We start from the raw sequence: 25597 nt of genomic DNA, 5'->3' as shown, positions 1-25597 counted from the left end.
CGGCAAAACCTCCCCGCCACAGGCAGGATAAGCTTTTTGATTACCATAGCAGGCCTTGGTACGCTGCCTTTGTGGCGGCTCAGACAGTTTGCCGCTTCTTTCGCACAGGGCTGCAAAGCTCTGATCCGAAACGATTGCAATGTCACTTGCAAATAGCCAAAGTGCCTTGCAACAGTACGAAGCTGCTGCAATTGCAGCATTGGAATTTTAAAATAAACTGTTTTGAACAACTACATTTTTTTTGTGGAGAAAGCCCCTGTTGGGGGCATGAATCTGGAGCATTTAAATCTCTGTGATTTTTTCGGACGGATTTTTTAAATCACGGAAGTCCGAACGTATATGAAGATCCCGCTGGGGAAAGGGAATTTCTATGCCTTCTTTTCTGAAATCATCGGTGATTTTAAAACGGATCTGTGTTTCAACGGCCCTGAAATTATCAATGGTGCTCCAGAAGCGCAGCCTGAAAATCAGTGCGGAGTCACCAAAATCCAGAAAATGTACATCCGGCTGCGGATGTACCAGCACATGCTTTGTGTTGCCTGCAATCTCAAGGAGGATTTTTTCCACCTTTTTCACATCGGAGCCATAGGAAACACCCACATCGATATTCTTTCTAATACGCAGGTCATTAAAACTCCAGTTGGTGAGCCGTGCACTGATGAAGTCTGCATTGGGGATGATGAGGGAGGCATTGTCAAAGGTCTGGACAACGGTGGAACGCACATTGATCCGGGTGACTTTGGCCCATATGCCGTCAATTTCTATGACATCTCCTACCTGTATGGGCCTTTCAAAAAGCAGAATAATGCCGCTCACAAAGTTGTTGAAAATGGCCTGAAGACCAAAGCCCAGCCCCACGCCCAGGGCACCAAAGGCCACGGTCAGGGCCGTGGTGTTGAGACCAAAGACATTGAGGGCGGAAAGGATACCGATACCCCATATAACATAACCTTCCAGGGTGAGAATGGAAGCCTTGAGTCCCTGATCCATACCGCTTGCCTTCAGAATGCGGTTTTCTATGAAACTCCGGGAAAGACGGGTCACAAGGTAGGTGAGCAGCAGGACTGAAAAGGCCTGTATCAGACGCAGAAGGCTGAACTCCATACTCCCAAAAACAAGGGGATACTTCAGAATGGCCGAAAGATAAAACAGAAGGCTGTCTTCCACACCCCAGCCTCTGGCAATGAACATGATACCAAAGGGAGCTGCTGCAAAGGGAAGACTCTGTATGCCAAGACGTCTGAGGGAGCGGGAACGTATTATTTCCTTATCCTCATTTTCCGGGGACAATGGCGCATCCGGTGGTGTCCATTCCCGGACAGCAGCACAGAATATCAGAAAAGCACCTGTGGTCGTAAAGGTGACAAACCAGCCCCAGAACCATAAGAGTGCCAGATTCCCGTACCCAAAAAATTCCAGAGCAGGTGCGCCTGTGGCAATGATTTTGCTGATGACATGGAGGCCAGTTCTGGTCAGGGATGTTCTGTCCTTTCCGTAATCGCTGCGGGACCAGAACCTGTATACAAGAACCAGAACAGAGATTTCCATGACAAGCCTTTCAATGAAAAGAACGGGGCTGTCTGCGGGAAAAATCCATATGGAAACCAGAAGAAGCGGAACAAAAAAACCGGAGATGCGGGTAATTCTCAGAAGAAAAAGGAGCACCTCCCCGGAAGGGCCGGGGCAGCCCTCCTTACGGCATGCGCCGATAAAGGCCATAATCATCCTGTAAACGGCCAGAAACCATAGCAGCATTGCGAGCGTCCTGAAAAAGGCTGCTTCGCCAAGAGCAGGCTGACTGCTTGTAAGGACTTCCAGAAGGACAGCCACAATAAAATAGGGCAGGGCATTGTGAAGGGTTTCAAGGAGAACACAGCGCCAGCCGGGGGGATATGCCTTTTCCCAGCCCCTTAAAAAGGATCTGGCTTTCAGGGTAAGGGGAAAAAGCAGGAGGCCTGCCAGAAAAAAACGAAAGAAAACAGGGGGGGGAACCTCCAGCAGAGGGGCTGTTTCCGCAAGCCAGAAGGATGGCTGCAGCAGGCGCAGGGCATGGTCCCGGATCTGGACAAGAAGGGCCAGAGGCGTTGACGGATCAAGGAGGCTGCGGAAACCATCCTGTCTCTGGAAAAGCTCTGCGGCCCTGCGTTCCCTTAAGGTCTGCTGAAAAATCTGGGCAAGGGCAAGCATATCCTGACGGACCTCAGTGATATCCTGCTCCCTTTTGGCATTCATTTCATCCATTTCACGGATCATTTCAGATTTTTTTTCCAGCAGATCAAGTATCGCCCGGATATTCTCCGCAGCCCCATGAGCCATCGGGTTTAAAGGAGCCTCCACATCAAGGGCATCCCTTTGTTCCAGAAAAATACTCCGGCGGTTTTTTATCTGAAGGCTCAGATTTGCAAGGCGCTCTTTCTCGCGCTGCAAGGACTGAAGCTGGGTATCCAGTGCATTGAGTATTCTTTGCTGATCCGCTCTGGCCCTTTCAAGATCGGAAAGCCGGGTCTGGGGAGAAAGCAAAAGGTTGCGCTGGGATGCGCCAAGGATTCTGTACGCTCGTATTTCTGAAAGAAAGGCCGCCTGATTTTTCTGCTCAAGGGCATACTCAGCCTGCAAATCTTGAAAAAGCGCTGTTTCCTTATGGAGGGAAGCCTTCAGGGAAAGCCTGAGCTCTTCAAGGGAGGCGTCTTCTCCATGGGCATAAAACAGGGGGGACAACAGAAGAATCAGGAAAGAAAGAAGTATTTTCAAGTGCATATATAGCCTTGTATTCTGATGAATTTATCCGGTGACAGCCTTTGAACCAGCCTCTGATTTCTGGCCCTTAATTTATCCATGGCGTCCATGGGTTCCGATGACCACCAGCCGGTCCCAGGATTCCAGATGAAAAACAGCCCTATGATCGGGATTTAAAATCAGGCTTCCGGAAGAGCCTTCCCCTTCTTTGTCCGAAAGTATCCCCAAAAGGGTTTCGCCCTGCTTCCAGACCTGTCTGCGGAGAGTATCAAAGGAAAAAGATCCTGTGGAAAGACCATGTTCTTCAGGCCTTCGGAAGGTGATTTCCGGGCCTGTTGCACGAAAGAGCCCATGGAAAACGGCAAGGATTTCCCTGCGAAGGGCAACGTGTACCAAGAGATGGCTGAGAAGCAGGGGGCTGATCATCATCTCCCCCCTGCGGGAGCCCAGCAGACGTCTGTTATTGGGGTCAGAGAGTTCCAGCAGAATATGGGGGCAGTGATCCGTGTTTTCCAGCAGGGCTTCCAGTTGCAGATACCCCGCCATGGTCCGGGCATCGGCTTCTTCGCCGGAGCTCAGCCTGTCACTGCTGATCATGAGGATGCTGTCATAGCGGCTGAGATTCAGGCTTCGCCATGCCTCTTCACTGGTCACTTCGGCGTGAAGATGGGTGCAGGAATTTTCATGGTCAGAAAATCCGGCTTCTTTGAGGAGCTGAAGACGCTCTTCCACGGGCCTTGAAGAAAAAATGCAGATTTCATACGGGGTATCTCCGCAAGCAGAAAAGGCCCGCAGAAGCTCCGGAATCCTGTGGCTCCAGCCCACCACAAGAACAGATTGGCGTTTGGATTGATGTTGAAGATGTTTTTTATCATCCGAAGCTGTTTCAGGATCATTTTGCTCTTCTGAAGGAATAAAACGTCTTGCGCTCCCATAGTCCGGGGCCAGAAGCACAAGGGCATCCTCCCCCTGAAGGATCATGGTGGCCGGAGGGTTCAGAAAGGGTGTAAAAACGCCCTCGCATTTCCGCACAAAGCCACAGAAAGTTGCCCGGCTGAAGCCCATGCGGATCTGGCCCACCTCCTTTCCCTCAAACAGAGAATCCCGGTGGATATAGAAATTCTGACCAATACCATGGTTGAAGAGTTCAAGGCATACCATGGATAAGCCGGGGTTTCGCAGATTCTGTACCATCATCCGGCTGACAAAGCTGTTGCCGTCAATCACCTCCAGGGGGCCATGAAAGGCACGGCGGGCAATCAGCACCTTTTTGGTATCCTGAATTTCCGTCACGGCATAGGGCAGGTGAAGCCCGGCTTCGCTGGCCTGACTGTTCAGTGCCAGCAGGATTTTAATGACTTCCACATCCGAAGACACGCCACCCGTATATTCATAGGTTCGGGCAGGCACAAGAAGGGCTGCGGCATGCAGACAGGCGGCGCGGTTCAGGTGTTCATTGTTCAAAGCCGAGCCGGAACGCAGAATAATGGAATTGAGATTTTTTCTGCAAACCGGGTCTGTGCGCAGTTCTTCGGCAAGTTCCGGCTGAAGATCCTCTGCCAGCACAACGATACGCAGGCGTCCCGGTCCGCCCATGCGTGAAAGAAAGCGTTTTACCCGGCCCTCTGCCAGCCACAGCTCCCGAAGAAGGGGCAGGGTGCGGTCCGTCCATCCGAGAATCACAATATGATGGCGCAGCCGGACCGGTGTCAGGCCCTTTTCCAGGGATCGCATGTGCCGACCCAGCCACTGGGTCAGAATGGCAACCAGCGCACCAAGAAAAAGCACATAGCCACCCACCGTCAGCACCGTGGAAACGCTTCTGCGCCAGAGGCCTTCATCGTCTCCCAGATAGCCGGGATCGGACAACCTGAGAAAGGCCCACCAGATTTCTCCGGGCAGGCCTGCATCCGGATCTCCTGATCCGTAAACCAGAAGGCCTCCGACAAGGGAGACCATGCCAATCACAAAAGCCATCACCAGAAACTGGTAAAAGGTTCCCCGGACAAAAAGTCTTTCCAGAAAATAGCGCAGCCCCTGAAAGGGATTGAATGATTTCACCTATGCATCTCCTTTTAGGGTGACGGTAAAGGAATAAACCCACATGATTTCAAAATACCAAAAAGGATACCCGTATCCGACCTGCAAAATCAACAGATCCTTTTCTGGCCTCCCCTCCCCGGTTCCGCCGGAACGACAGCATCAGAAAAACAGGCAAACAGATATTTTTAAAAGAGAACTGCTTTATTCTTTTCATTGCCAGAAAAACAGCTTAAAAAAAATCATAAACATTGAGATATTTCCGTCATAATTTTTACAGGAACGTACCTTTTCAAGGAGAGCCCTATGGCACTGCGTCTGCTTCAGGCAAAGATTCCGGATACCACCCGGGAATTTCTGGATGCCGTTTTCAGGGAAGAGCAACAAATCATTGACCGCTGGGAAGAACCCCTTGAAGGTGGGGGATTTCTCGTACGTCTTCTGCTTCCCCAGAACCATACGGAGTCGGTTTCAGACCTTCTTCGCAAGCACTTTGGTAACCAGACCGGATTCAGGGCCGTTTTTCTTCCCGTGGAAGCGACCCTCCCCTACTATGAAGAAAGTGAAGAACATAAAAAAAAGGCCATTGGAAGAATCAGCCGGGAAGAACTTTATTCAGATATTGCCTCCGGAACAGAAATTTCAAGACTTTTTATTCTTACCGTTATTCTTTCCGCCATTGTGGCAGCCATCGGCCTGCGCAGGGGAGATACGGCCATAGTCATCGGTGCTATGGTTATCGCCCCTCTGCTGACACCCAATATCGGTCTGGCCCTTTCCTTTGTGCTGGGCAGCCGCAATCTTGCAAAAACCGCCCTTAGCGCCAATGCTCTGGGTCTCGGGCTGACCCTGATCCTTGCCGCATCCATCGGTTTTTTTCTGGGGGTGGACAAGGATATTCCCGCCATTGCCGCACGTACGGAAGTGGGGCTTGGTGATATTCTGCTTTCCCTTGCTTCAGGGTGTGCAGGAACCCTTGCCTTTACAGCAGGCGCACCTGCGGCACTGACGGGTGTTATGGTTGCCGTAGCCCTGATGCCGCCCCTTGTGGTATGTGGCATGTTTCTCGGGACAGGGGCATGGGAGCTGGCAGGCGCTGCCTTTCTCCTTTGTTTTGTCAATATCAGCGGAGTTAATCTCTCAGCCATCCTGACCCTCATTGCTCAGGGGGTCTCTCCCATGCATTCATGGAGAAAGGACTCCGCAAAAACCGCAGGGCAGATCGGACTGCTTGTGTGGATGATTATCATCATCTGCCTTGTGGGGCTGATCCTTTGGAGATCCTGAAGCTGCTGATCCCGTTAAGGCCTATGAGTTCCCATGACCATCAGCCAGACAAAGGGCTATGCCTTTTTTGTTGTTTCTGCATTTTCTGAAAGGGGATAAACCCCGTAGAAACAGGTTCCTTCTTTTTCCGATGAGGTGAAAAAAACCTCACCTTTCAGATAACGTTCCGTAAGAAGCTTGATGCTGTAAGTACCAAGGCCCCTGCCTGCGCCCTTGGTGGAAAAGGAACGCTGGAAAACCTGAAGCTGGATCTTCCTTGGCATGAAGGCGGGATTGTGAACAAAAAAACGGATTCTGTCCCCTTCCCTCCGGCAGCCGAGGGTGACGGTATCACCGGGTTGTGAGGCTTCAAGGGCATTTTTGGTCATGTTACCCAGAACCCGGAAAAGAAGGGCCCTGTCACTTTCCAAAGGCAGATCCTCTGAATCCGTATCCAGATGCAGTATTTTATCCTTTCCAACCTCATGGTTTTGGTAGAGGCTGAAAACCTCTTTCAGAAAATCAAGGGAATGGATTTTTACAGGCTGTACCTGAAGCTCATTGTTTTCCGCATTGGCAAGATCCCGCTGGGAGCGGATTTCATCCACAAGCTTGGCCGCACCGCTGTAGATCATGTTTCTGAACTCATCCAGAGTTTCCGGAGATGATATGGAAAGCAGCTCGGAAAGCCCCCGTACCCCCACGGCCGTGTTCATGATGTCATGGAAAAATATTTTTTCCAGAATCCGCCTGCGTTTGTCTGAGCTTATGTCCTTTACGGCAAAGACCGTATACTCCACCCCGTCCACCTGCAGCTGCGAGGTTTTTACCTGAAGATCCAGGGCATCTCCGGAGTCCTTCTGGAGAATCCGGCATTCCTTGAGATCGGGCGAACCCTTCTGGGAAGAAAGAATGGCCTGAGCCCCTCCGCACTCCCGGCAGAACTCCGTGGTGCCGCAGCCTCCTTCGGTTTTGAAGGCATGGATACAGCGCAGGGCCTCACCGGAGCGCAGTCCTTTTATCGCTTTGAAATCCACTCCCAAGGCCTTAAGAAAACTCCCGTTGGCATAGACGATCTGCCGTTCCGGGTTCAGAATCAAAAGTCCTTCTGAAATACCGTCATACAGCTTTTCAATATAAGGATGCTCGAACAGGCTAAGGGTCTGTTGCCTTACCCTTTCCTCGGAAGCCCTTTCAGGCGGGGCAAAATCCGTTTTCATGCTACACATCTCCCATGGTGACCCGTTCCAGTTCGTCAAGGCTTGTGAGACCGGCCAGCACCTTTTTCATGCCATCGTACCGCATGGGCTGAAAACCCGCCTGCCTTGCCATTTCATTGATTTCAAGGATGGACGCCCCCTTTGCAATGAGGGCAAGTACAGGTTCTGTCATCACAAAACCCCCATGGATGGCAAGCCTGCCGCCCTGGCCCCTATGTCTGCATTTTGCACATCCCCTGCCAAGGTAAAAGAATATTTCCGAAAGATCCTGAGTCTCGTTCCGGTGGAAGTTCCTGCCAGTTCTTCCCTTTCAGGGCAGAAGGTTTTTTTCAGCGGGAACGGCCTTTTCCTATACCCTGGGGCCTGTGACAAAAATGCCTTTGGATGCATGGGCTACAGGGCAGGACCTGCATTTTTATATGGCAGGACAGAGGATATGGGGGTATTCTTAAAAAACTGCAAAGAAAGAAGGTCATTTATTATGGCTTCCGTGCATGATGCGGTTGCCAGTGAAGGGAAGAACAAAAAATGAAACCGTCTCCGGGAATTCTTGATAACAAATCGTTGGGAAATGTGGCTGCGGAACTGGCTGTTTGGCCGATATATTTTGGAATATCAGCAGAGCGGCTCTGATCGAGCGGCATATGGGAAAAATTTGCTCAAAATTTATCAGAGAGGTTGACTCACAAGCTGGGCAAAGGATTTTCCGTCGATAATTTGGAATTAATGCGGAAGTTTTACGGCGGTTATATTGAGATTCAACAGGCGATACCTGTTCAATCTTTAGTCTCTGCCAATTTCCGAGACACTGTCTCGGATTTCTGCGGAAGAAGCTCATGCCGAATGGGAAGCAAGCCATGAGGATTCCTCGGCAGTCCAAAACAGAGGAGAGGAGACAACCATGAATAATCAACTTTCGTGCCTTTCCCGATACCTATATATCCTTATCCTTGATGTAAGGAGCCTGTAAAATGAAGAAAAAACCTCACATGGATACCAGCGGGCCTAAACTGGGTAAAGCAACGGAACACAATGAAGACAGTGAGAGAAAAAGGCGGGATAAGGGTAAGAATACAGAAGTGATTTTGCCGGTTCCTGCTGCCCCGATGGAGTTACCCGGTGATTATGCGAATTTTTTAAAGCAGGTTAAGCACCGGGTAAAAACGGAACGGCTGAAAGCGGTTTTGTCTGCCAATGTTGCCCAGATTCTCATGTACTGGGATATTGGTCGTGATATTCTGGAAAAGCAGGAGCAGTCAGGCTGGGGAGCAAGAATCATTGATCGCCTTTCTGTTGATTTACGGGAGGCATTTCCGGAGATGAATGGTTTTTCCGTAAGAAATCTTAAAGATATGCGTAAGTTTGCTGAATGTTGGCCCGATAGAGAAATAGTGCAGCGCAGCGCTGCACAAATACCATGGCGTAACAACCAGCTTCTTTTGTACAAAGTGAAAGATATGAAATTACGCATTTGGTATGTTGAACAAAATCAGAAGAATGGCTGGAGCCGTGATGTTTTGTCTTTTCAGATAGAAACAAAGCTGCATCAAAGAATCGGGCAGAGTGCCAATAATTTTGAAGCCACCTTACCACCGGATGATTCCGATATGGCCAAGCAGATTTTCAAAGATCCATATCTCTTTGATTTTCTTGGTACGGCTGCAATCCGAAAAGAAGCGGAGCTGGAAAATAAGCTTATCGAGCATCTGGAAAAATTTCTTCTGGAGCTTGGGCAGGGTTTTGCCTTTGTCGGGCGGCAGGTTCCCATGGAAGTCGGCGGAGATGATTTTTATATTGATCTGCTTTTTTATCATCTAAAGCTCCGATGTTTTGTGGTGGTGGAGCTGAAGGCCGGAAAGTTCTGTCCGGGCCATGTCAGCCAACTCACCATGTATATGAATATCGTCGATGACATGCTTCGGCATCCGGACGATAAACCGACCATTGGCCTGCTGCTTGTCAAAGATAAAAATCATACCGTTGTCAAATACGCCCTTGCGGGCAATACAAAACCCATAGGCGTTGCCGGGTGGGAACAGCAGATAACGGAGTCTTTACCGGAAGATCTTAAGCCAAGCCTCCCTTCCATTGAGGAAATTGAGAAAGAACTGGACAGGGAGGGGTAAGAATGAGGATGGCTGAATGTATAACAGCAAACGGACCATAAATTCCAGGTAGTTCAAAAAGAAAGCAACATAGGGCAAGAGCCGGAGAGTATCTTGCTAACGCATCCTTTTTCAATACTATTTCCGTGTATTCTGTGATTAAAAAAATTTGTGCCTATCCATATTTGTCTGTAATTTCAAAGATCTTTATGCTGAAAAAGCAGTCCCCTTTTCTCAGAGGCCCTTTCAGGCGGGGCAAAATCCGTTTTCATGCTACACATCTCCCATGGTGACCCGTTCCAGTTCGTCAAGGCTTGTGAGACCGGCCAGTACCTTTTTCATGCCATCGTACCGCATGGACTGAAAACCCGCCTGCCTTGCCATTTCATTGATTTCAAGGATGGACGCCCCCTTTGCAATGAGGGCACGCACAGCTTCCGTCATCACAAACACTTCATGGATGGCAAGCCTGCCGCCGTAGCCCCTATGTCTGCATTTTGCACTTCCCCTGCCAAGGTAAAAGAATATTTCCTAAAGATCCAGAGTCTCGTCCCGGTGGAAGCTTCTGCCAGTTCTTCCCTTTCAGGGCAGAAGGTTTTTTTCAGCGGGAACGGACTTCTCCTATACCCTGGGGTCTGTGACAAAAATGCCTTTGGATGCATGGGCTACAGGGCAGGACCTGCATTTTTATATGGCAGGACAGAGGATATGGGGGTACGATTGGATATTTTAATACAGGCAGGCTTGAAGGTCTGCCCCTGTGAATGGTTTTTCGGCCCTGTAGATTCTTTTTTAAATTTCCACCTTATAACTCAAATTCTCAAATTTGCTTAGGAGGATTCCCTCTTCCGGATTCTGAAGGATTACAGCATACCACGGATTCCCCAAAAGGAGAAAACCATGCACACCTGCCCGTCCCAAAAAGGCCCTTTCCCCATCTTCCTTTTCTGCCTTGCCCTTTCCATGCTTGTCTTTTTTCCCTTATCCGGTGTGCAGGCCCGCAGCCCGGAAAACATCCCTGAGCCCCTGAAACCCTGGGTGCCATGGGTGCAGGAGCAGGACAGAAAAAACATCTGCCCCCAGACAGCGGATAATACGGCGGAAAGCCTCTGTATCTGGCCCGGTCCCCTTAGCCTTGAACTGGAAGAAAAGGGCGGCCATTTTACCATTGGCTGGGATGTATTGTTTGAAAGTGCCGTCCCCCTTCCCGGAGATGCAGCGCGCATGCCCCGCAGGGTGCGGGTCAATGGCAGGGAAGAACCGGTGCTTCTGGAAAAAAACAGACCCGTTATCTACCTTAAGCCGGGAAGTCATATTATAAAAGGTGAGTTTGCATGGTCAGCCCTTCCCGATACCCTTAGCATTCCCCCTGAAATTTCCCTGATCCGGGTAGAAAAAAATCAGAAAGCCATCCATGGGCTGCAAAGGGATACGGGTGGCAGGCTCTGGCTGAAAGCCCGGCCTGCCACCGGAGAAGGGAGGGCACAGGGTCATACGGAGATGCGTATTTTCAGAAAACTTCAGGACGGCCATCCCCTGGAGCTGGAAACCCGGATACAACTGGCTGTTTCGGGAAGCCCCCGTCAGGAAAGACTGGCCGTTCCCATGCCGGAAAAGGCCTCCCTTGTATTTGTGGAAAGTCCCCTGCCCCTGAAACCGGGGCTGGAAGAGGGCCTTGTGATGGATCTGCGGCCCGGCAATTTCACCATCCGCCTTGTGCATCTGCTCTCCGGATCAGATACAGAATTCCGTCTGGAAGGTCGCAGGGAAGATGAACTCTGGGTTTTTATTCCTGCTCCTGAACTGAGGGCCGCAGAGTTTACGGGCGGACAGTCCGTAGATCCCAGACAGACCCCCCTGCCCGATGCCTGGAAACGCCATGCCGCCTATCGCATGGCCCCCGATGCCAGCCCCGGACTGGTCATCCGGGAAACGCTGCAGCAGCCCCCGGAAGACAGGCTCCGGATGAAAAGGGATATCTGGCTGGACTTTGACGGCAAAGGAGCCACGGTCCGGGATCAGCTTACGGGTACCCTCAACACCCGCCGTTATATGGGTATGGATACAAAGGGCCCCCTCCTGCCCGGCCGCATGGCCCTCAATGAACAGGATCGCATGATCACCGTCAAGGACAGCCTGCAGGGTATAGAGCTGCCACCGGGCCCCCTTTCCCTTACGGTACTCAGCCGCATGGACGGCAAACTCTCCGGCACCCCCCTTCCTGGGGGATGGCAGCACCGCCATGAGCAGACGGATATCACCCTGCATCTGCCTCCGGGCTGGCATCTGGCGGGTATGCAGGGAGGAAAAACCGCCATGGACGACAGCTTCACTTCCCGCTGGACCCTGCTGGATGTCTTTTTTCTGGTCATGCTTTCCGGCGTGGCCCTGCGCATCTGGGGCACAGGATGGGGCCTTGGTTTCGGCCTTGCCATCGCCCTTTTCCACCACAGCTTCCCCCTGCCCCTTTTCTTCTGGTTCGGTCTTGCGGCCACGGCAGCCCTTGGAAAATATGCCAGTACGCGTGAAAACATACCGGCTGCAGGCCTTGTCATTCTGTCGGGAATCCATGTTTTTCTGCTCCTTACCGCAGGCCTTGTGGCCCTCCCCTATGCTGCGGATCAGATCCGAACGGCCATCTATCCCCAGCTTGAAAGGCTGGACAGGGCCCCTTCCCACAGGGCAGGCGACAAAGCCGCCCTCAGGACCCTGCGAAGCGAAACCATGATGCAGGAAAAAGCCATGGTCGCCGATGCCCTTCCCAGCGTGGCCATGGAAGCCATGGAAGCCGGTGAGGCCAGAAGACAGGTATTGAGCAGACAGGATGCCCAACCCTTCCATGCCATGGAAGCCCCCGCCAAAGCCCCGGCCGTCACCCAGACAGGCCCCGGCGTTCCTGACTGGCAGTGGCGGAGCATCCCGGTGCATACGGGCCTTACCGGATCTTCCCACAGCCTTGTCTTTTATCTGATACCGCCCCTTGCGGCCTCCCTTGCGGCCCTGCTCCGGGTCGGCTTTGTTCTGCTGGTTCTGGGGCGTCTGGCTGCGGGCTTTCCCTACAGGCTTTCCCCTCTGGGCAAAACCGCAGGTGCCTTCCTTATTCTTCTCCTTTTCCTCCCCGCCACGGGAGTCAGGGCAGAATTTCCTCCGGAATGGATGCTGGAAGACTTAAAAAAAAGAATGCAGACGGAACACCTCTGTGATCCCCACTGCGCCAGAAGCGGCCCCGCAAGCCTTGTGCTGGACCATCCCGAGGCAGAAAACCCCGGCTTTGCCCTTGAAATGGAAATCCATGCGGGTAAAAAACTGGCCTTTCCCATACCGGCCACCGATGAAAGCCTTCCTTCCTTTGAAACCCTTCTCAACGGAGAAAAAAAATCCCTTCTGCTCTGGCGGGGAAAAAACCATATCCCCGTGGACGCAGGCATCCATACCCTCCGCATTCAGGGAAGCCTGCCGGAAAACCGCTTCCGCCTGAATTTTCCCCTGCCGCCGGACAGCCTCGTGCTTAAAGCGCCGGGCTGGAACACGGAGGGGCTGGATGCCGCAGGAAGGGTACGGGACAGCCTCACCTTCACGCCTGCACACAGCAGGGCCGAAGACATTCCCAAAGACGCATCTCCGGAACTGAAAGCCTTTGTGCAGGTAAAAAGGATCATCAGCCGGGACCGCTACTGGCAGGTCAGAACCGAGGTCAGCCGACCCTATCCGGGCCTTGTGTCCGGCAGTCTGCGCATTCCCCTGATTCCCGATGAAACCGTCATCAGCGATGGTTTTCCCGTAAGGGACGGGCATGTGGAAATTCCCATCCCCGGCCACAGGCAGCGCATTGCCTGGGAAAGCCGCCTTCCCGAAGAAGACAGCATCCGGCTTTTTGCTGCAGAAACCCTTCTTTTTTCAGAGCAGTGGGAGATTCACGGAGATACGGACCGTCACCTTTCATGGTCCGGCACCCCGGCGGCACCCCGACCCTCAGGCCGGGGCCTTGTATGGACACCCCTTCCCGGTGAAAGCCTGACCCTTTCCCTCACTGCCATGGAGCCTGCCCCCGGCCCCACACGCACGGCAGAAAATGTGTTGCTGAAACTTGAAGACGGCAGGGAGCGCAGACGGCTGACCATGGAAGCAGCGATCCGTTCCGGCAAGGCCTTTCTCCATCCCATAAAGAATCCGGAAGGGGCCACAATCAAAGAAATCCGCATCAACGGAGAACTGCAGCCCCTTCCCGGAGAAAATGAAGACCTCCTGCTTCCCCTGACACCGGGAACCCACAGGGTTCAGTTCGTATGGGAAATGGAAGAGCAGAAAAAACCCCTGCTGCGGCCCCGCATCCTTTCCATGCCAAAGATGGACATGGCCATGCCCACGGCCAATATTACCCAGGAAATCCATCTGGATAAAAATCAGTGGCTGCTCTGGACCTATGGTCCCCTTCTGGGACCGGGCGTCCGCATCTGGGGCTGGATTTTTCTGGTGCTGACGGCAACGGCCCTTCTCAGCTTCAGGCCGGATAAATCCCCCCTCAGAACAAGGGACTGGCTGCTTCTGGGTCTGGGACTGGTCTCCCTTTCCCCCTTTGCCGTGCTGATTGTGGGCGCTGGATTTTTCATCTTTGACTGGCGCAGCAGACAAAACGCCCCCATGGGAGTGCTGCACAACCTCTGGCAGTGTGGTCTGGGGCTTTTACTTGTCACCATGGCCCTGCTGCTTCTGGAAGGGGTCCGCAACGGTCTGCTGGGTATCCCGGACATGCAGATAGCAGGCAACGGCTCCCACACAGGGCTGCTGCGCTGGACCGCAGACCGCAGTGAGGGCCTTCTGCCCTCAGCAGGTGTGTTCACCATGCCCCTCTTTTTCTGGCGTCTGCTGATGTTTGCCTGGGCGCTCTGGCTGGCGGGACGGGTTCTTTCATGGGCGCCATGGGCATGGCAGGCCCTGATGACGGGATCTTTATGGCAGAAAAAGGCAAAGCCCCCCGCAGATACGGGGCTGCGTCTGGATATAGACAGGGATTAAAAGGATAGGCCTGTGAGACTACAAAAGAACGTGACTGTTCAGCATCGTTTATTCTGAAATCCCAATGCTGTAATTACAGCAGATTCAAAGTGTTGCAAGGCACCCTGGCTATTTGAAAGTGACGTTGCAATCGTTTGCGTCACTGGCAAATAGCTTGGGTGCCTGTGCATCTGCCTGGCAGATATGGTAGCTCGAAAATAATGCTGAACAAGTACAAAAAAAATCACAGGAGCAGATCTGGCGTCTGTGTGCGGCCCCGTCCTGGGCTTCGAAAGCCTCAGCCACCGGCTCCAGGACAGGCCTTGCCCCTGCCCGTAAACCAACCGTTCAATAAAACCCTTGCCCTGATATGATGAATTTGCCATAAGGCTGCATTCAAACAATGAATGACATATCAGGAGGCAAAAAAAATGACAGATACAGCAAGTACGGAAAAAATCAGCAGATCTTTTAAGGAAGCGCACCGGCGGGAAGCGGATCTGGAACTGGCTGCCAGATCCAGATCCTCCATTGCCGCCTATCCCATGGGCCTGCTTCTCTTCTACTTTCTTACCCCCATCAATCAGGATCTGCCTGCTTTTTTCTGGATGCTCACCGCAGGGGTTGTACTGATAACCCCCCTTCGCTTCATTGTATCCAGAAAAACAGCGGACTCCTATGACAGCGCACCGGTTTTGTGGCACAGCCTTTTTCTTTTCGGCAATTACAGTGTTGGCTTTCTGTGGGGTCTCCTGGGATTCATTTCCCTCCAGCACTACGGCATTGAATGGGTCTCCCTCCTTGCGGTGCTTTCCCTCTGCGGACTGGCTTCCGGAGCCACCTCATCCATGTCCCCCAGACTGTCTTCGGCCCTTATTTTTGTTGTGCTGGTCATTGCCCCCAGCATCCTGTGGGGCCTGATCCACGGGGATGCCGTATCCCTTGCCTTTGCCGTTTTCATCTTCTTTTTTTCCGCCATGCTCCTCATGGTGACCCGATCCAACCACAACTGGTACTGGACGGGCATCAAAGACAAGACACAGATTGCAGAACAGGGAAAACAACTGGAAAAAATCTTTGAATCCATGAAGGAAAAAGCCGAAAATCTGGGCCATGCCGCCATGGAACTAAAGGATATCTCCGGTGAAACCGCAGAGGATACCGAAGCCCTTTCTGCCAAGGCGGAAAATGTTACCTCTGCCACGGAAGCCATGGGGGAGAATATCCAGAGTGTTGCCGCAGCCATGGATCAGGCCACGGCCAACCTCAACTCCATTGCCTCTGCCGTGGAAGAAATGACCAGCACCATTCAGGAAATTGCCAGAAATACCCAGGGGGCCAGTCAGGTCACGGAAGAAGCCGTCAAAAAAGCCACCCTTTCCACGGAAAAAATCCGGGCACTGGGTCAGGGTGCGGAAGCCATCGGAAAAATTACTGAAGTCATTACGGAAATTTCCGAACAGACCAATCTCCTTGCCCTCAATGCCACCATAGAGGCGGCCAGAGCCGGTGAGGCGGGCAAGGGCTTTGCCGTTGTGGCCAATGAAATCAAAAATCTGGCCAGACAGACAGCCGATGCCACTTTGGATATCCGCAGGCAGATTGAACAAATTCAGAATGCCACCCATGTGAGTATCACCGATATCCGGGAAATTTCCACCGTGGTCCATGAAGCCAACGAGGGGGTCTCTGCCATTGCCTCCGCCGTTGAGGAGCAGTCCGTGACCATGCAGGAAATTGCCGGTCACATCGGTCAGGCCACCGCAGGGGTGGGAGAGGTGAACACAAGGGTCGGTGAGAATGCCCGGAATGCCGCCGCCATTACGGAAAACATCCGGGATATCCGTGAAACCAGCCGTAAACTCGCCGAAAACGGCCAGCATGTGGATACCAAAGCAGGCCAGCTGACGGAGATCTCCCTTTCCCTTAAAAAACTGGTGGCTTCCTGAGGGGAATGCCCTGCCCATAATGGATACAAAATAACCACAAAGGTCCTTGGGTCCGGGGACGATGTGGTTATTTTGTATCCAAACACCCATAAAAACACCGTATTTCCTGTATTTTACCATGGTCTGATTTTTGCTGCCAACAGAAAGGCTGCTGAACGCAAACCAAAGACCGACGGGATTGAAATATTTATGAGTAAGGAAATGCTTTCCGGACGATTCTGGGCCTCCCTGCCTCCCTGGGTGGTTGCCGGAGCCTCCCTCGTCCTCTTTCCCCTGGTGGGCTTTGCCACCTTCAATACCATACAAAGCCAGAAGGAAAGTGCCTACCGCCTGCTGCTGGAAAAGGGGGCCGCCCTGATACGGGCCTTTGAAGCAGGCACCCGCACGGGCATGGCCACAGCCCACTGGCAGGGATTCCGACTGCAGCATCTGCTGGAAGAAACCGCAAGGCAGCCGGACATCCGTTACCTTTTTGTCATCCGGGAAAACGGTACGATCATTGCCCACAGCCAGCCCGAAAGGGTGGGCATGAAAATTCAGCAGGCCCTCCTGCCTCCCTCTCCCCAGATCCGGAGCGAAGGGATTGAACATCCGGACAGCACAAGAAATATTCTTTACTGGCGTATTCTTCAGAACGGAGACAACCCCCCGGTTTTTGAGGTTTATCGCCCCTTTCTTCCCAGTCCCGATGAAGACAGCCTGATCCAGCAGCGCCTTCGCATGCTGGCCAGCATGGATCCCTCCCTGGCCTCCCTTTCCCGTCTGAATCAGGAAAATCTTATGATTTTCATCGGTCTGGACATGCACAATGTGGAAAGGGCCAGAAGCTCGGACATGTGGCACTCCCTGCTCATGAGCGGCATGATGCTGCTCGTGGGTTTTGCGGGCATTGTTTTCATCCTTTTATTCCAGAGTTTTCAGCTGACCCGAACCACCTTGTCCAGGGTAAGGGCCTTTTCCAACCATCTGGTGGAAAACATGCCCATGGGTCTGATGGCCTTTGATGATAAACTCATGCTGAAAACCCTCAACCCTTTCGCAGAAAAACTGCTCTGCATTGATCCGCCCCGACCGGGCACGCCCGCAAAAAAAGTACTGCCTGCCCCCCTTTTTGATTTTCTCGCATCTGCTGACCTCAGCTCCCCCCTTCTGGACGGAGAAGGTTTCTACCGGGAAATTCCCTGCACATTGAAGGAAAAACCCCTGCATCTGGAAGCAGGCCTTTCGAGAATTTCTCCGGATACGGAAGAAGAACCCGGCGGCATTATGCTTTTACTTCGGGATCTTTCGGAAATCGATGCCCTGAGAAAGGAAATACTGCGAAACCAGCGACTGGTCACCGTGGGCAAACTGGCGGCAGGCGTTGCCCATGAAATCCGCAATCCCTTAAGCTCCATCAAGGGTTTTGCCACCCTTTTCCGCCAGAGACAGGGCAACAGCCCGGAAGAAAGCGGGATTGCGGATATCATGATACAGGAAGTGGACCGCCTGAACCGGGTGGTGGGACAATTGCTGGACTTTTCAAAACCCGTTGTCCTTTCAAAACGCTGTATCCGTATCCGGGACCTTGCCGAAGCCACGCTGCAGCTGGTCAGCTCCCTTGCCGCTGATGCAAGGCAGGCCATGGAAAACCGGATTTCAGAAGATCTTCTCATGTCCCTTGACGAAGACCGCATCCGGCAGGTATTCTTGAACCTCTTTCTCAACGCCATGGATGCCATGAAAGACACCGGGGGCACCCTGACCATCACAGATTATCTTCTGGATGGAAAAGTATGCATAGAAATACGGGATACGGGCATAGGCATAGATGAACATGCCCTGCCCCATATTTTTGACCCCTATTTTACTACCCGGTCTTCGGGTACAGGCCTTGGCCTTGCCATTGCCCATAACATCATGGAAGCCCACTGCGGAAAAATCGTGGTCTCTTCCATACCCGGGCAGGGCAGTACCTTTACGCTGATTTTTTCCGGAAAGGATCTTCAGGATGCGTCCTGCCATCCTCATCGTGGATGATGACCTTGCCCACAGAACCATGCTTGAAACCATGGTAAAAAGCTGGGCCTATGAACCCCATACGGCCGATGACGGGGATACGGCCCTGGCGGCTGTGGAAAAACGGGCCTATGACCTCATTCTCATGGATATCCGCATGGTGCGCATGTCCGGCATTGAAGCTCTGGATGCCATACAGAAGGTCAACCCCGCCATTCCCATTGTACTCATGACGGCCTATGCCTCCGTGGATACGGCTGTGGAAGCCCTGAAAAAGGGGGCCTATGATTATCTCACCAAGCCTTTGGATTTTGAAAAACTCAAAATCACCCTGATCCGGGCCATGGAACATGTGCGCCTGAAGGATGAGAATTACCGGCTGAAAGCCCAGGCCGGGGAACTTTTTGACCGCAGAAACATTGTGGGTAAAAGTCCTGCCATGCGCCAGCTTCTGGAAACCCTTACCCAGGCAGCCCCTGCGGAAGCCACGGTGCTGGTCACGGGGGAATCCGGTACGGGAAAGGAACTGGTGGCCGGAGCCATCCATTACAACAGCCCCAGAAGAAACGGGCCCTTTGTTAAAATCAATTGTGCGGCCATCACGGAGACCCTTCTGGAATCCGAACTTTTCGGCCACGAACGGGGCTCCTTTACCGGTGCCGACAAAAGAAAGGAAGGCCGCTTTGTCCAGGCCCACGGCGGCACCCTTTTTCTGGATGAAATCAGCTCCATGCCCATGAGCATGCAGGCCAAGCTTTTACGCGTTCTTCAGGAAAGGGAGTTGACACGGGTAGGCGGAGAGGATGTGATCCGGCTGGATGTCCGGGTGGTGGCGGCAACCAACATCCCCTTAGAGGAGATGGTGAAAGAGGGCAGCTTCAGGGAAGACCTTTATTACCGCCTCAATGTGGTGACCCTTAAACTGCCTGCCCTCCGGGAAAGACGGGAGGACATCCCCTTGCTGGCGGATCGTTTTCTTAAGGATTTTTCCGAAAAAAACAGAAAGGACATCAAGGGATTCTCTCCCCAGGCCATGGACCGCATGCTTCGCCATGGCTGGCCAGGCAATGTCCGGGAGCTGATGAACAGCATAGAGAGGGCCGTTGTTCTTTCTACGGGTGCCTATCTGGAAGCCGGTCTCATGCTGCCGGATTTTTCCGATGAAAAGCCTCTGCCTGCCATGGCAGAGCCGGAGGCCATTCTTCCCCTGGAAGAAGTGGAAAAGGCCACCATCATCAAAACCCTGCATGCCCTGGACGGCAACAAGAGCGAAACCGCACGGCAGCTGGGCATCACCCGCAAGACCCTGCATAAAAAACTAAAAAGTTACGGACTTATGCCAGAAAGTTCCGGACAGGCCACGGACTGAAAAGGTGAGGCAGGCTTTCCGGCCTGCCTCGCAAGCCCATGCCCCTAAAAAATTGTCGTGTGCTCCATGACAATGCGCACGCCAATGCCCATCAGCACAAGCCCCCCCAGCACCTCTGCCCAGGCACCAATACCAAAACTTTTTGCCATGCGATACCCCCAGACCATGCCCAGAGCTGTCATGAAAAATCCCACACTGCCGATGACCAACAGGGGAAATGTGGCGGAAATTTCCAGAACGGAAAGGGAAATACCCACGGCAAGGGCATCAATACTGGTGGCCAGCGATAAAATCAGCAGGGTTACGCCACGTGTAGGATCAGCCACATACCTGACATCTTCTTCTCCAAAAATTCCACAGCGTACCATGTTCAGGCCCACCAGCCAGAGCAGGCCGAAGGCCAGCCAGTGATCCCAGGGCTGTATCCAGTCCCTGAGGCCCATACCGAAACTCCAGCCGATGCCTGCCATGCCTGCCTGAAAAAAACCAAAATGCCAGGCAAGGCGCAAAATATCCCTGAGTCCCAGATGCTGCATCCGGACACCCACAGCAAGGGCAACGGCAAAGGCGTCCACAGCAAGGGCCAGGGATATGGCAAAGAGATGGAAAAGTGTCATAAATTATCATTCTGAGGGCTTAGGCCCGTTGATGGCAATGGCGCTTAAATCAGAAAAAAAGGAAGAACGGGCATGGAGCGGAAAGCCAGCGCCAGAATAAACACTCCGCCTGCGCACTCGGAAAGATTCCGCATCCATGGAATATCACCCATAAACAATCCCAGAGACATCCCCGTAACCACCATGCCCATGGTAGCAAGAATCACAAAGCCCGTCAAAACAGGTATGACTGCTGAACCCAGCCCCAGACCAAGGCCCACGGCAAAGGCGTCAAGGCTCAGAATCAGGGCAAGCATCAAAAGGGACATACGGCAGCATACCACCCTGCGGGGAGGATTGCCCCTTCGCCGCAGACCACAGCGGATGCGGCTGCATCCGATGAAAAGGAGTATGCCAAAAACCAGCCAGGGATACCAGCCCGAAAGCCACATCCCGGCAAGAAGGCCCCCCATCCAGCCAAGAATCAGCATTCCCCCCTGAAAAACACCCAAAAAAACGCCAACACGCAGCAAGTGCTTCCATGAAAGACCTTCTGTCCTGAGGCCCTGAGCCAAAGAAAGTACAAAGGCATCCAGTGAAAGGATCATTGATATGAGGAATATCTGTACGGGACACATGGGGAACCTCCCCTCTTCTGGATTATCCGGTCTGTCCGACATGCTGGAAAAATCTCCATTTGCGGACAGTCCTTTTAAGTTCCTGTACCCTTTTTCGGCATCTTTGGTCCAAAGCTTGAAGAACCATTCCTTCAGCGATCCTTCTGAACATCGTTCAATGCAAAAAACATGCCTTCTTTCAAAGCAACCCCCACCCTTGCTCCCTCATCCGGCGGCACCATGGATACGGGAAGCCTTGCGGTGAGAACAAAGCCCCCGCCAAAGTCCAGCTCCACCCGGAAAAATGCGCCAAAAAACCGGCGTTCTTTCACATGGGCCGACAGAAAAGCGGCATCTTTTTCCCCGGATGCCAAAACAGGGAATGGGCCAGCCTCTCCATCCACCGGAATCAGAGGCCGGAGGACGATACCCTCGGGCCGTATCAGAACCGCCGTTTCTTCGGAAGAATCCCCAAAAAGCCCCCGAAAAGCTGCGGGCAGATCCTTTAAGGTAAAAACATTGGGTTCCCCCAGAAAACGGGCCACGGCAGGGCTTCCGGGATATGCGGAAAGGGCCTCCGGCGTATCCATGCGCTCCAGACGGCCATCCAGAAGAACAGCAATGCGGTCTCCCAGAGAAAAGGCCTCTTCCTGATCATGGGTGACAAAAACGGCCGTAAGCTGCTGCTTTTTTAAGATCGTCCGCAGATCCCTTGCCAAACGCTCCCGCAGATTGCGGTCCAGTGCCCCCAACGGTTCATCCAGCAGCAAGAGCTTAGGAGACGGAGCCAGACTCCGGGCCAGGGCCACCCGCTGCCGCTCTCCGCCGGAGAGGCCATCCACCCGCCTTTTTTCCAAACCGGAAAGCCCCACCAGTTCCAGCATTTCAAAGACCCGGTGCTGCCTTTCCCTTTTTTTCATCCCTGCCATGCGCAGACCAAAGGCCACATTGGCCTCCACATTGAGATGGGGAAAGAGGGCCGCATCCTGAAAAACCAGCCCCACCCCCCGCCTGTGGGGTTCCACAGGGGCCAGATCCCTGCCGTCCAGACAGACCCTCCCCCTGTCCGGAGCTTCAAGGCCCGCAAGGATACGCAGCAGGGTGGTTTTTCCGCCTCCGGAAGGCCCCAGAAGGGTAAGAATTTCCCCTTCCCCAAGGCAGAGGGAAATGCCGTCCAGTGTTTTCAGCAGGCCATGCCATTTTTCAATATTTTCCACCTCAAGAAGGCATTTCATTTTTCATCCTGTGTACTTCGGGTCTTCATCAGCCCCATGAGACGGGAAAGCAGCCAGAAACTGCCCGCAGTCATGACCATCAGCCAGACACCCATGGCCATGGCCTTGGGGTAATTCAATGCGCCGGGATGGGAAAGGTAGCGATAAATGCTCACGGGCAGGGTGGCCAGTTCCGGCCGCACGGCAAAAAGGCTGGCTCCGAATTCTCCAAGGCTGATGGTAAAGGCAAAAATGGCCGCAGCCCCCACGGCGGGCAGCACCAGAGGAAAAAGGACCAGGCGCCAGGTTCGGGCCGGAGAAGCCCCCAGCGTCATGGCTGCTTCCATAAGATTTTTCGGAACACTGCGGAAGGCGGGCAGCAGCACCCGCATCACAAAGGGAAAGCCCACAAGGCTGTGGGCCATGACAATCAGAAGGGGCGTTCCCCGAAGATCAATGGGCCAGTGCAGGGCCAGTATGAACCCAAGCCCCAGAGGCACGGCAGAGGTAGCAAGGGGCAGCATGAAAAAGGTTTCCATGAGGTTTTTACCCCGGAGATCGGAGCGGGACAGAAAGGCCGCCGCACAAAGTCCCGTAAGCAGGGCAACGGACATGGATGCAAGGGCAAATATCAGGGAATGCCCCATGGCCGCAGCCGGAGAAATCAGGAAAAGCCCGTCCCCGGATTCCCGGAAAAGCTGGGTGTAGGCGGCAAGGGACCAGCTATCCCCCACACGCAGGGATGCCAGCACCATGGCGCTTAAGGGCAGGGCCATGATAGTGCCGGACACAAGGGCCAGCAGCACAGGCAGTCTTTTTTTTCCATGGGAAAGGGAGTTTTCAGGTTTTCCGGAAAAGGCGAGTGCCGTCTGGAATCTTTTTTCAAGGCGGCCCTGAACAAAAATCACGGCAAAATTCAAAATGAGCTGCACACAGGCCAGCAGGGTGGCTACGGGCAGCTGAAAGAGATGCATGGCCCTGCGGTAAATCTCTGTCTCCAGAGTGGACATGGCGGGTCCGCCCAGCATCAGAATAATGCCGAAGCTGGAAAAACAGAAAAGAAACACCAGCAGAGAGGCGGATAAGAGGGCCGGTGCCAAAAGAGGCAGGGCTACATGCAAAAAAGAACGGAAGGAACCTGCGCCAAGAATCCGGGCCGCCTCCCAGACGGACTCAGGAATTCTGGCCCAGAATCCGCCCACAATACGAAACACCACGGCATAATTGAAAAAGCCATGGGCCAAAAGAACCAGTATCAGGGAATCTTCCAGATAAAGGGGGCGACCGAACAGAAAAGAGGATAGATCCGCAAGAATTCCCGATGGTCCCAGAAGGGAAAGGAAGGCCGCAGCCACCACCACCGCAGGCAGCACAAAGGGCAGGCTCACCACAAGGGCAAAAATCCCCCTGCCCGGAAAACGGAAGCGGGCCCAGACCCATGCTCCGGGAAGGGCAAAGACGAGGGTAAGGAGAGTGGACAAAAGGGCCTGCCAGAAGGTAAAGGCCAGAACGGAAACAAAATCCCTGCTGCCAAAAAAACGGGCAAGCCCCGGATCTCCGGCCCAGATACCGGAGAAACCAAGACCTGCCATACGCAGCAGGGGATAAAAATAAAAATACGCCAGAAAAAGAGCAGGGATGAGAAAAAGCAGGCCCTTAAAAAAAACAGCCTTTCTCACCGCAGAACCGCCCGTGTCCATGAATCCATCCAGACTTCACGCATGGCATGAATCCGTTCTGAAGAAAGCCCCCCTGTTCCCTCCAGCTTGACGGCATGGCGCTGAAAAACTTCCGGCAGCTCTGCCTTTTCATTGGCAGGGAACATGAACATGGAAAGGGGAATGGCTTCCTGAACCGGCTTATCCAGCATCCAGTCCAGCCACAGGGCCGCCAGCTCCGGCAGCGCTGTTCCTCTGAGAATACCCGCAAACTCCACCTGACGGAATCCCGTGCCTTTGGCTGTTATGGCGGCGGTGGGGCTTTTTTCGGGCTTGTTTTCGGCAAAGTGCACCTCCGCCGCAGGACTGGCTCCGTAGCTCACCACCAGCGGCCTTTTTCCCTTGGATGCCGCCGTAAAATGGCCCCAGTAGGCTTCTTTCCAGGAAGCCACCACACGGACATCGTTCTTCCGCAGACCCTCCCAGAAGGCAAGCCAGCCATCTTCACCAAAGGCATCCACCGTAGCCAGCAGAAAGCCCAGCCCCGGAGAGGATGTGGCCGGATTCTGCACCACCAGCAGGCCCTTATATTCGGGCTTCAGCAGATCCTTCAGGCTGGCCGGAGGCTGAAGCCCCTTCTGTGCAAACCATGCCTTGTCGTAGTTGATGCAGATATCCCCATGGGCCATGGGTGTCAGTCTGAAGGAAGGATCCAGCTTCAGGTGATCCGGCACATTTTCCAGAAGGGGCGATGCATGGGGAAGAAAAATATCCGCCTCCAGCGCTCTTCCCATGAAGGTGTTGTCCACACCATAAAAAACATCGGCCATGGGTTTTCCCCGGCTCAGGATGGCCTGATTCAGGGCCGCCCCCGTTCCCGAAGCCTTGAGAAAGCGTACCTTGACGCCGTGGGCCTCTTCAAAGGCCCTTACATGGGCAGCATCCATGCTGAAGCTGTCGTGGCTCATCACCCGCAGAACCTGATCTGCGGCCATGGCAGGAAAAGCCATGGAACAAAGCAGCAGAAGGACAGATATTATTTTATATAAAACCATTATATACTCCTAAAAATCCAAAAATTCCGTCAAACGGACTGTATTTCTTTGATTACGGAGCGTGATTACTTACAGACGGTTCATACACAAGGCACCCAGTGCTGTTTGTGGGTGACATTGCAATCATTTCAATTTCCGGCACTCAAACCATAAATCCAGAGTCTGCTGTGAAAAAACAATGTAATTATTCAGCACCGTTTTCAAGTACCATACCTGCAAGACAGATGCACAGGCCCCGGCTATTTGCCCGTGACGCAATCTTATTCGGGAGCTTCTTGCCCTGTGCGGAAGCGGCAAAAACTCCCCGCCACAGGCAGGATAAGCTTTTTGATTACCATGGCAGGCTTAAGTACGCTGCCTTTGTGGCGGGTCAGACAGTTTTGCGCTTCTTTCGCACAGGCCTGCAAAGCTCTGATCCGAAACGATTGCAATGTCACTTGCAAATAGCCACGGAGCCTTGCAACAGTACGATGCTGCTGTAATTACAGCATTGGCAGTTCAGAATAAACTGTGCTGAACAGTTACCTTTTTCCCTCATTTTCCTTAATGACCTTAAAGTCCTTAAGGTCCTTAACGACATACGCACGACCGGCCTCAACGCCATAAAGGAGCAGGTAAGGCAGACACAATCTGCACCTGCAAATGAATTGTGCAGTCCCTGTTTTGTAGGGGCAGGCCCCTGTGCCTGCCCGCATCAAACCACCCGCCCATGACATAAAAACAACCGGGCTATTTGTTCGTGACACAATCCAGCTACTCACAAACAGCCCGATTGTCTT

At 53.1% G+C, this 25597-nt stretch carries 16 protein-coding genes; 6 read left to right on the top strand and 10 right to left on the bottom strand.

Annotated features, from left to right (window positions below; genetic code table 11):
* Positions 1 to 282: 282 nt before the first annotated feature.
* Positions 283 to 2757 (bottom strand): mechanosensitive ion channel domain-containing protein, encoded by a 2475-nt coding sequence (locus tag LZ24_RS17785; protein WP_246118504.1) that lies wholly within the window; start codon positions 2755 to 2757, stop codon positions 283 to 285.
* A gap of 72 nt (positions 2758 to 2829) precedes the next feature.
* On the bottom strand, positions 2830 to 4797 hold the full coding sequence (locus tag LZ24_RS03455; protein WP_144682365.1) for a CASTOR/POLLUX-related putative ion channel: 1968 nt from the start codon (positions 4795 to 4797) through the stop codon (positions 2830 to 2832).
* A 285-nt stretch (positions 4798 to 5082) separates the two neighbouring features.
* Between LZ24_RS03455 and LZ24_RS03450 the strand changes: the two genes are divergently transcribed.
* Complete coding sequence (locus LZ24_RS03450; RefSeq protein WP_144682363.1) at positions 5083 to 6063, top strand: TIGR00341 family protein; 981 nt, start codon at positions 5083 to 5085, stop codon at positions 6061 to 6063.
* Positions 6064 to 6119: 56 nt separating this feature from the next.
* Here the strand turns inward: LZ24_RS03450 and LZ24_RS03445 are convergent, their stop codons facing one another.
* Both LZ24_RS03445 and LZ24_RS17105 read right to left on the bottom strand, forming a co-directional pair.
* Positions 6120 to 7262 (bottom strand): ATP-binding protein, encoded by a 1143-nt coding sequence (locus LZ24_RS03445; RefSeq protein ID WP_186442906.1) that lies wholly within the window; start codon positions 7260 to 7262, stop codon positions 6120 to 6122.
* Between the two features lies 1 nt (position 7263).
* Positions 7264 to 7518: an ATPase, T2SS/T4P/T4SS family gene (locus LZ24_RS17105; RefSeq protein WP_456236626.1), complete on the bottom strand. Its 255-nt coding sequence runs from the start codon at positions 7516 to 7518 to the stop codon at positions 7264 to 7266.
* 715 nt (positions 7519 to 8233) lie between these two features.
* Between LZ24_RS17105 and LZ24_RS03435 the strand changes: the two genes are divergently transcribed.
* Positions 8234 to 9388 carry a PDDEXK nuclease domain-containing protein gene (locus tag LZ24_RS03435; protein ID WP_246118503.1) on the top strand — a complete coding sequence of 385 codons (1155 nt, stop codon included), beginning with the start codon at positions 8234 to 8236 and terminating at the stop codon, positions 9386 to 9388.
* A 252-nt stretch (positions 9389 to 9640) separates the two neighbouring features.
* Here LZ24_RS03435 and LZ24_RS17100 read toward each other — a convergent pair whose 3' ends face one another.
* Positions 9641 to 9895, bottom strand: coding sequence for an ATPase, T2SS/T4P/T4SS family (locus tag LZ24_RS17100; protein WP_456236625.1), 255 nt, complete (start codon positions 9893 to 9895; stop codon positions 9641 to 9643).
* A 372-nt stretch (positions 9896 to 10267) separates the two neighbouring features.
* Between LZ24_RS17100 and LZ24_RS03430 the strand changes: the two genes are divergently transcribed.
* The 4 genes from LZ24_RS03430 to LZ24_RS03415 all read left to right on the top strand — a co-directional run bounded on the left by LZ24_RS03430 (position 10268) and on the right by LZ24_RS03415 (position 19678).
* The gene (locus LZ24_RS03430) at positions 10268 to 14383 is read left to right on the top strand and encodes a hypothetical protein (protein WP_144682359.1); all 4116 of its coding nucleotides are present in this window, start codon (positions 10268 to 10270) and stop codon (positions 14381 to 14383) included.
* Between the two features lie 410 nt (positions 14384 to 14793).
* Positions 14794 to 16311, top strand: a complete 1518-nt coding sequence (locus LZ24_RS03425) for a methyl-accepting chemotaxis protein (protein WP_186442903.1) — start codon at positions 14794 to 14796, stop codon at positions 16309 to 16311.
* A 189-nt stretch (positions 16312 to 16500) separates the two neighbouring features.
* A complete protein-coding gene (locus LZ24_RS03420) occupies positions 16501 to 18330 on the top strand; it encodes an ATP-binding protein (protein ID WP_144682355.1) in 1830 nt (609 codons plus the stop codon).
* Positions 18302 to 19678, top strand: coding sequence for a sigma-54-dependent transcriptional regulator (locus LZ24_RS03415; protein WP_144682353.1), 1377 nt, complete (start codon positions 18302 to 18304; stop codon positions 19676 to 19678). Before LZ24_RS03420 ends, LZ24_RS03415 begins: the two co-directional genes overlap by 29 nt.
* A 44-nt stretch (positions 19679 to 19722) precedes the next feature.
* Here the strand turns inward: LZ24_RS03415 and LZ24_RS03410 are convergent, their stop codons facing one another.
* From LZ24_RS03410 to LZ24_RS03390, 5 genes are all read right to left on the bottom strand, one after another.
* A complete protein-coding gene (locus tag LZ24_RS03410; protein ID WP_144682351.1) occupies positions 19723 to 20295 on the bottom strand; it encodes a manganese efflux pump MntP in 573 nt (190 codons plus the stop codon).
* Positions 20296 to 20339: 44 nt separating this feature from the next.
* Complete coding sequence (locus LZ24_RS03405) at positions 20340 to 20954, bottom strand: manganese efflux pump MntP (protein ID WP_144682349.1); 615 nt, start codon at positions 20952 to 20954, stop codon at positions 20340 to 20342.
* An 89-nt stretch (positions 20955 to 21043) separates the two neighbouring features.
* On the bottom strand, positions 21044 to 22126 hold the full coding sequence (locus LZ24_RS03400) for an ABC transporter ATP-binding protein (RefSeq protein WP_144682347.1): 1083 nt from the start codon (positions 22124 to 22126) through the stop codon (positions 21044 to 21046).
* Positions 22123 to 23805: an ABC transporter permease gene (locus LZ24_RS03395; protein ID WP_144682345.1), complete on the bottom strand. Its 1683-nt coding sequence runs from the start codon at positions 23803 to 23805 to the stop codon at positions 22123 to 22125. The genes LZ24_RS03400 and LZ24_RS03395 overlap by 4 nt, the downstream gene beginning before the upstream one ends.
* A complete protein-coding gene (locus tag LZ24_RS03390) occupies positions 23781 to 24818 on the bottom strand; it encodes a thiamine ABC transporter substrate-binding protein (protein ID WP_144682343.1) in 1038 nt (345 codons plus the stop codon). Before LZ24_RS03390 ends, LZ24_RS03395 begins: the two co-directional genes overlap by 25 nt.
* Positions 24819 to 25597: the final 779 nt, after the last annotated feature.

Origin of the sequence: Desulfobotulus alkaliphilus (assembly GCF_007830435.1) — a bacterium.
In the GTDB taxonomy this organism is placed as follows: domain Bacteria; phylum Desulfobacterota; class Desulfobacteria; order Desulfobacterales; family ASO4-4; genus Desulfobotulus; species Desulfobotulus alkaliphilus.
Note: the sequence above shows the minus strand (reverse complement) of the source record. Positions and strands in the feature narration are given on the sequence as shown.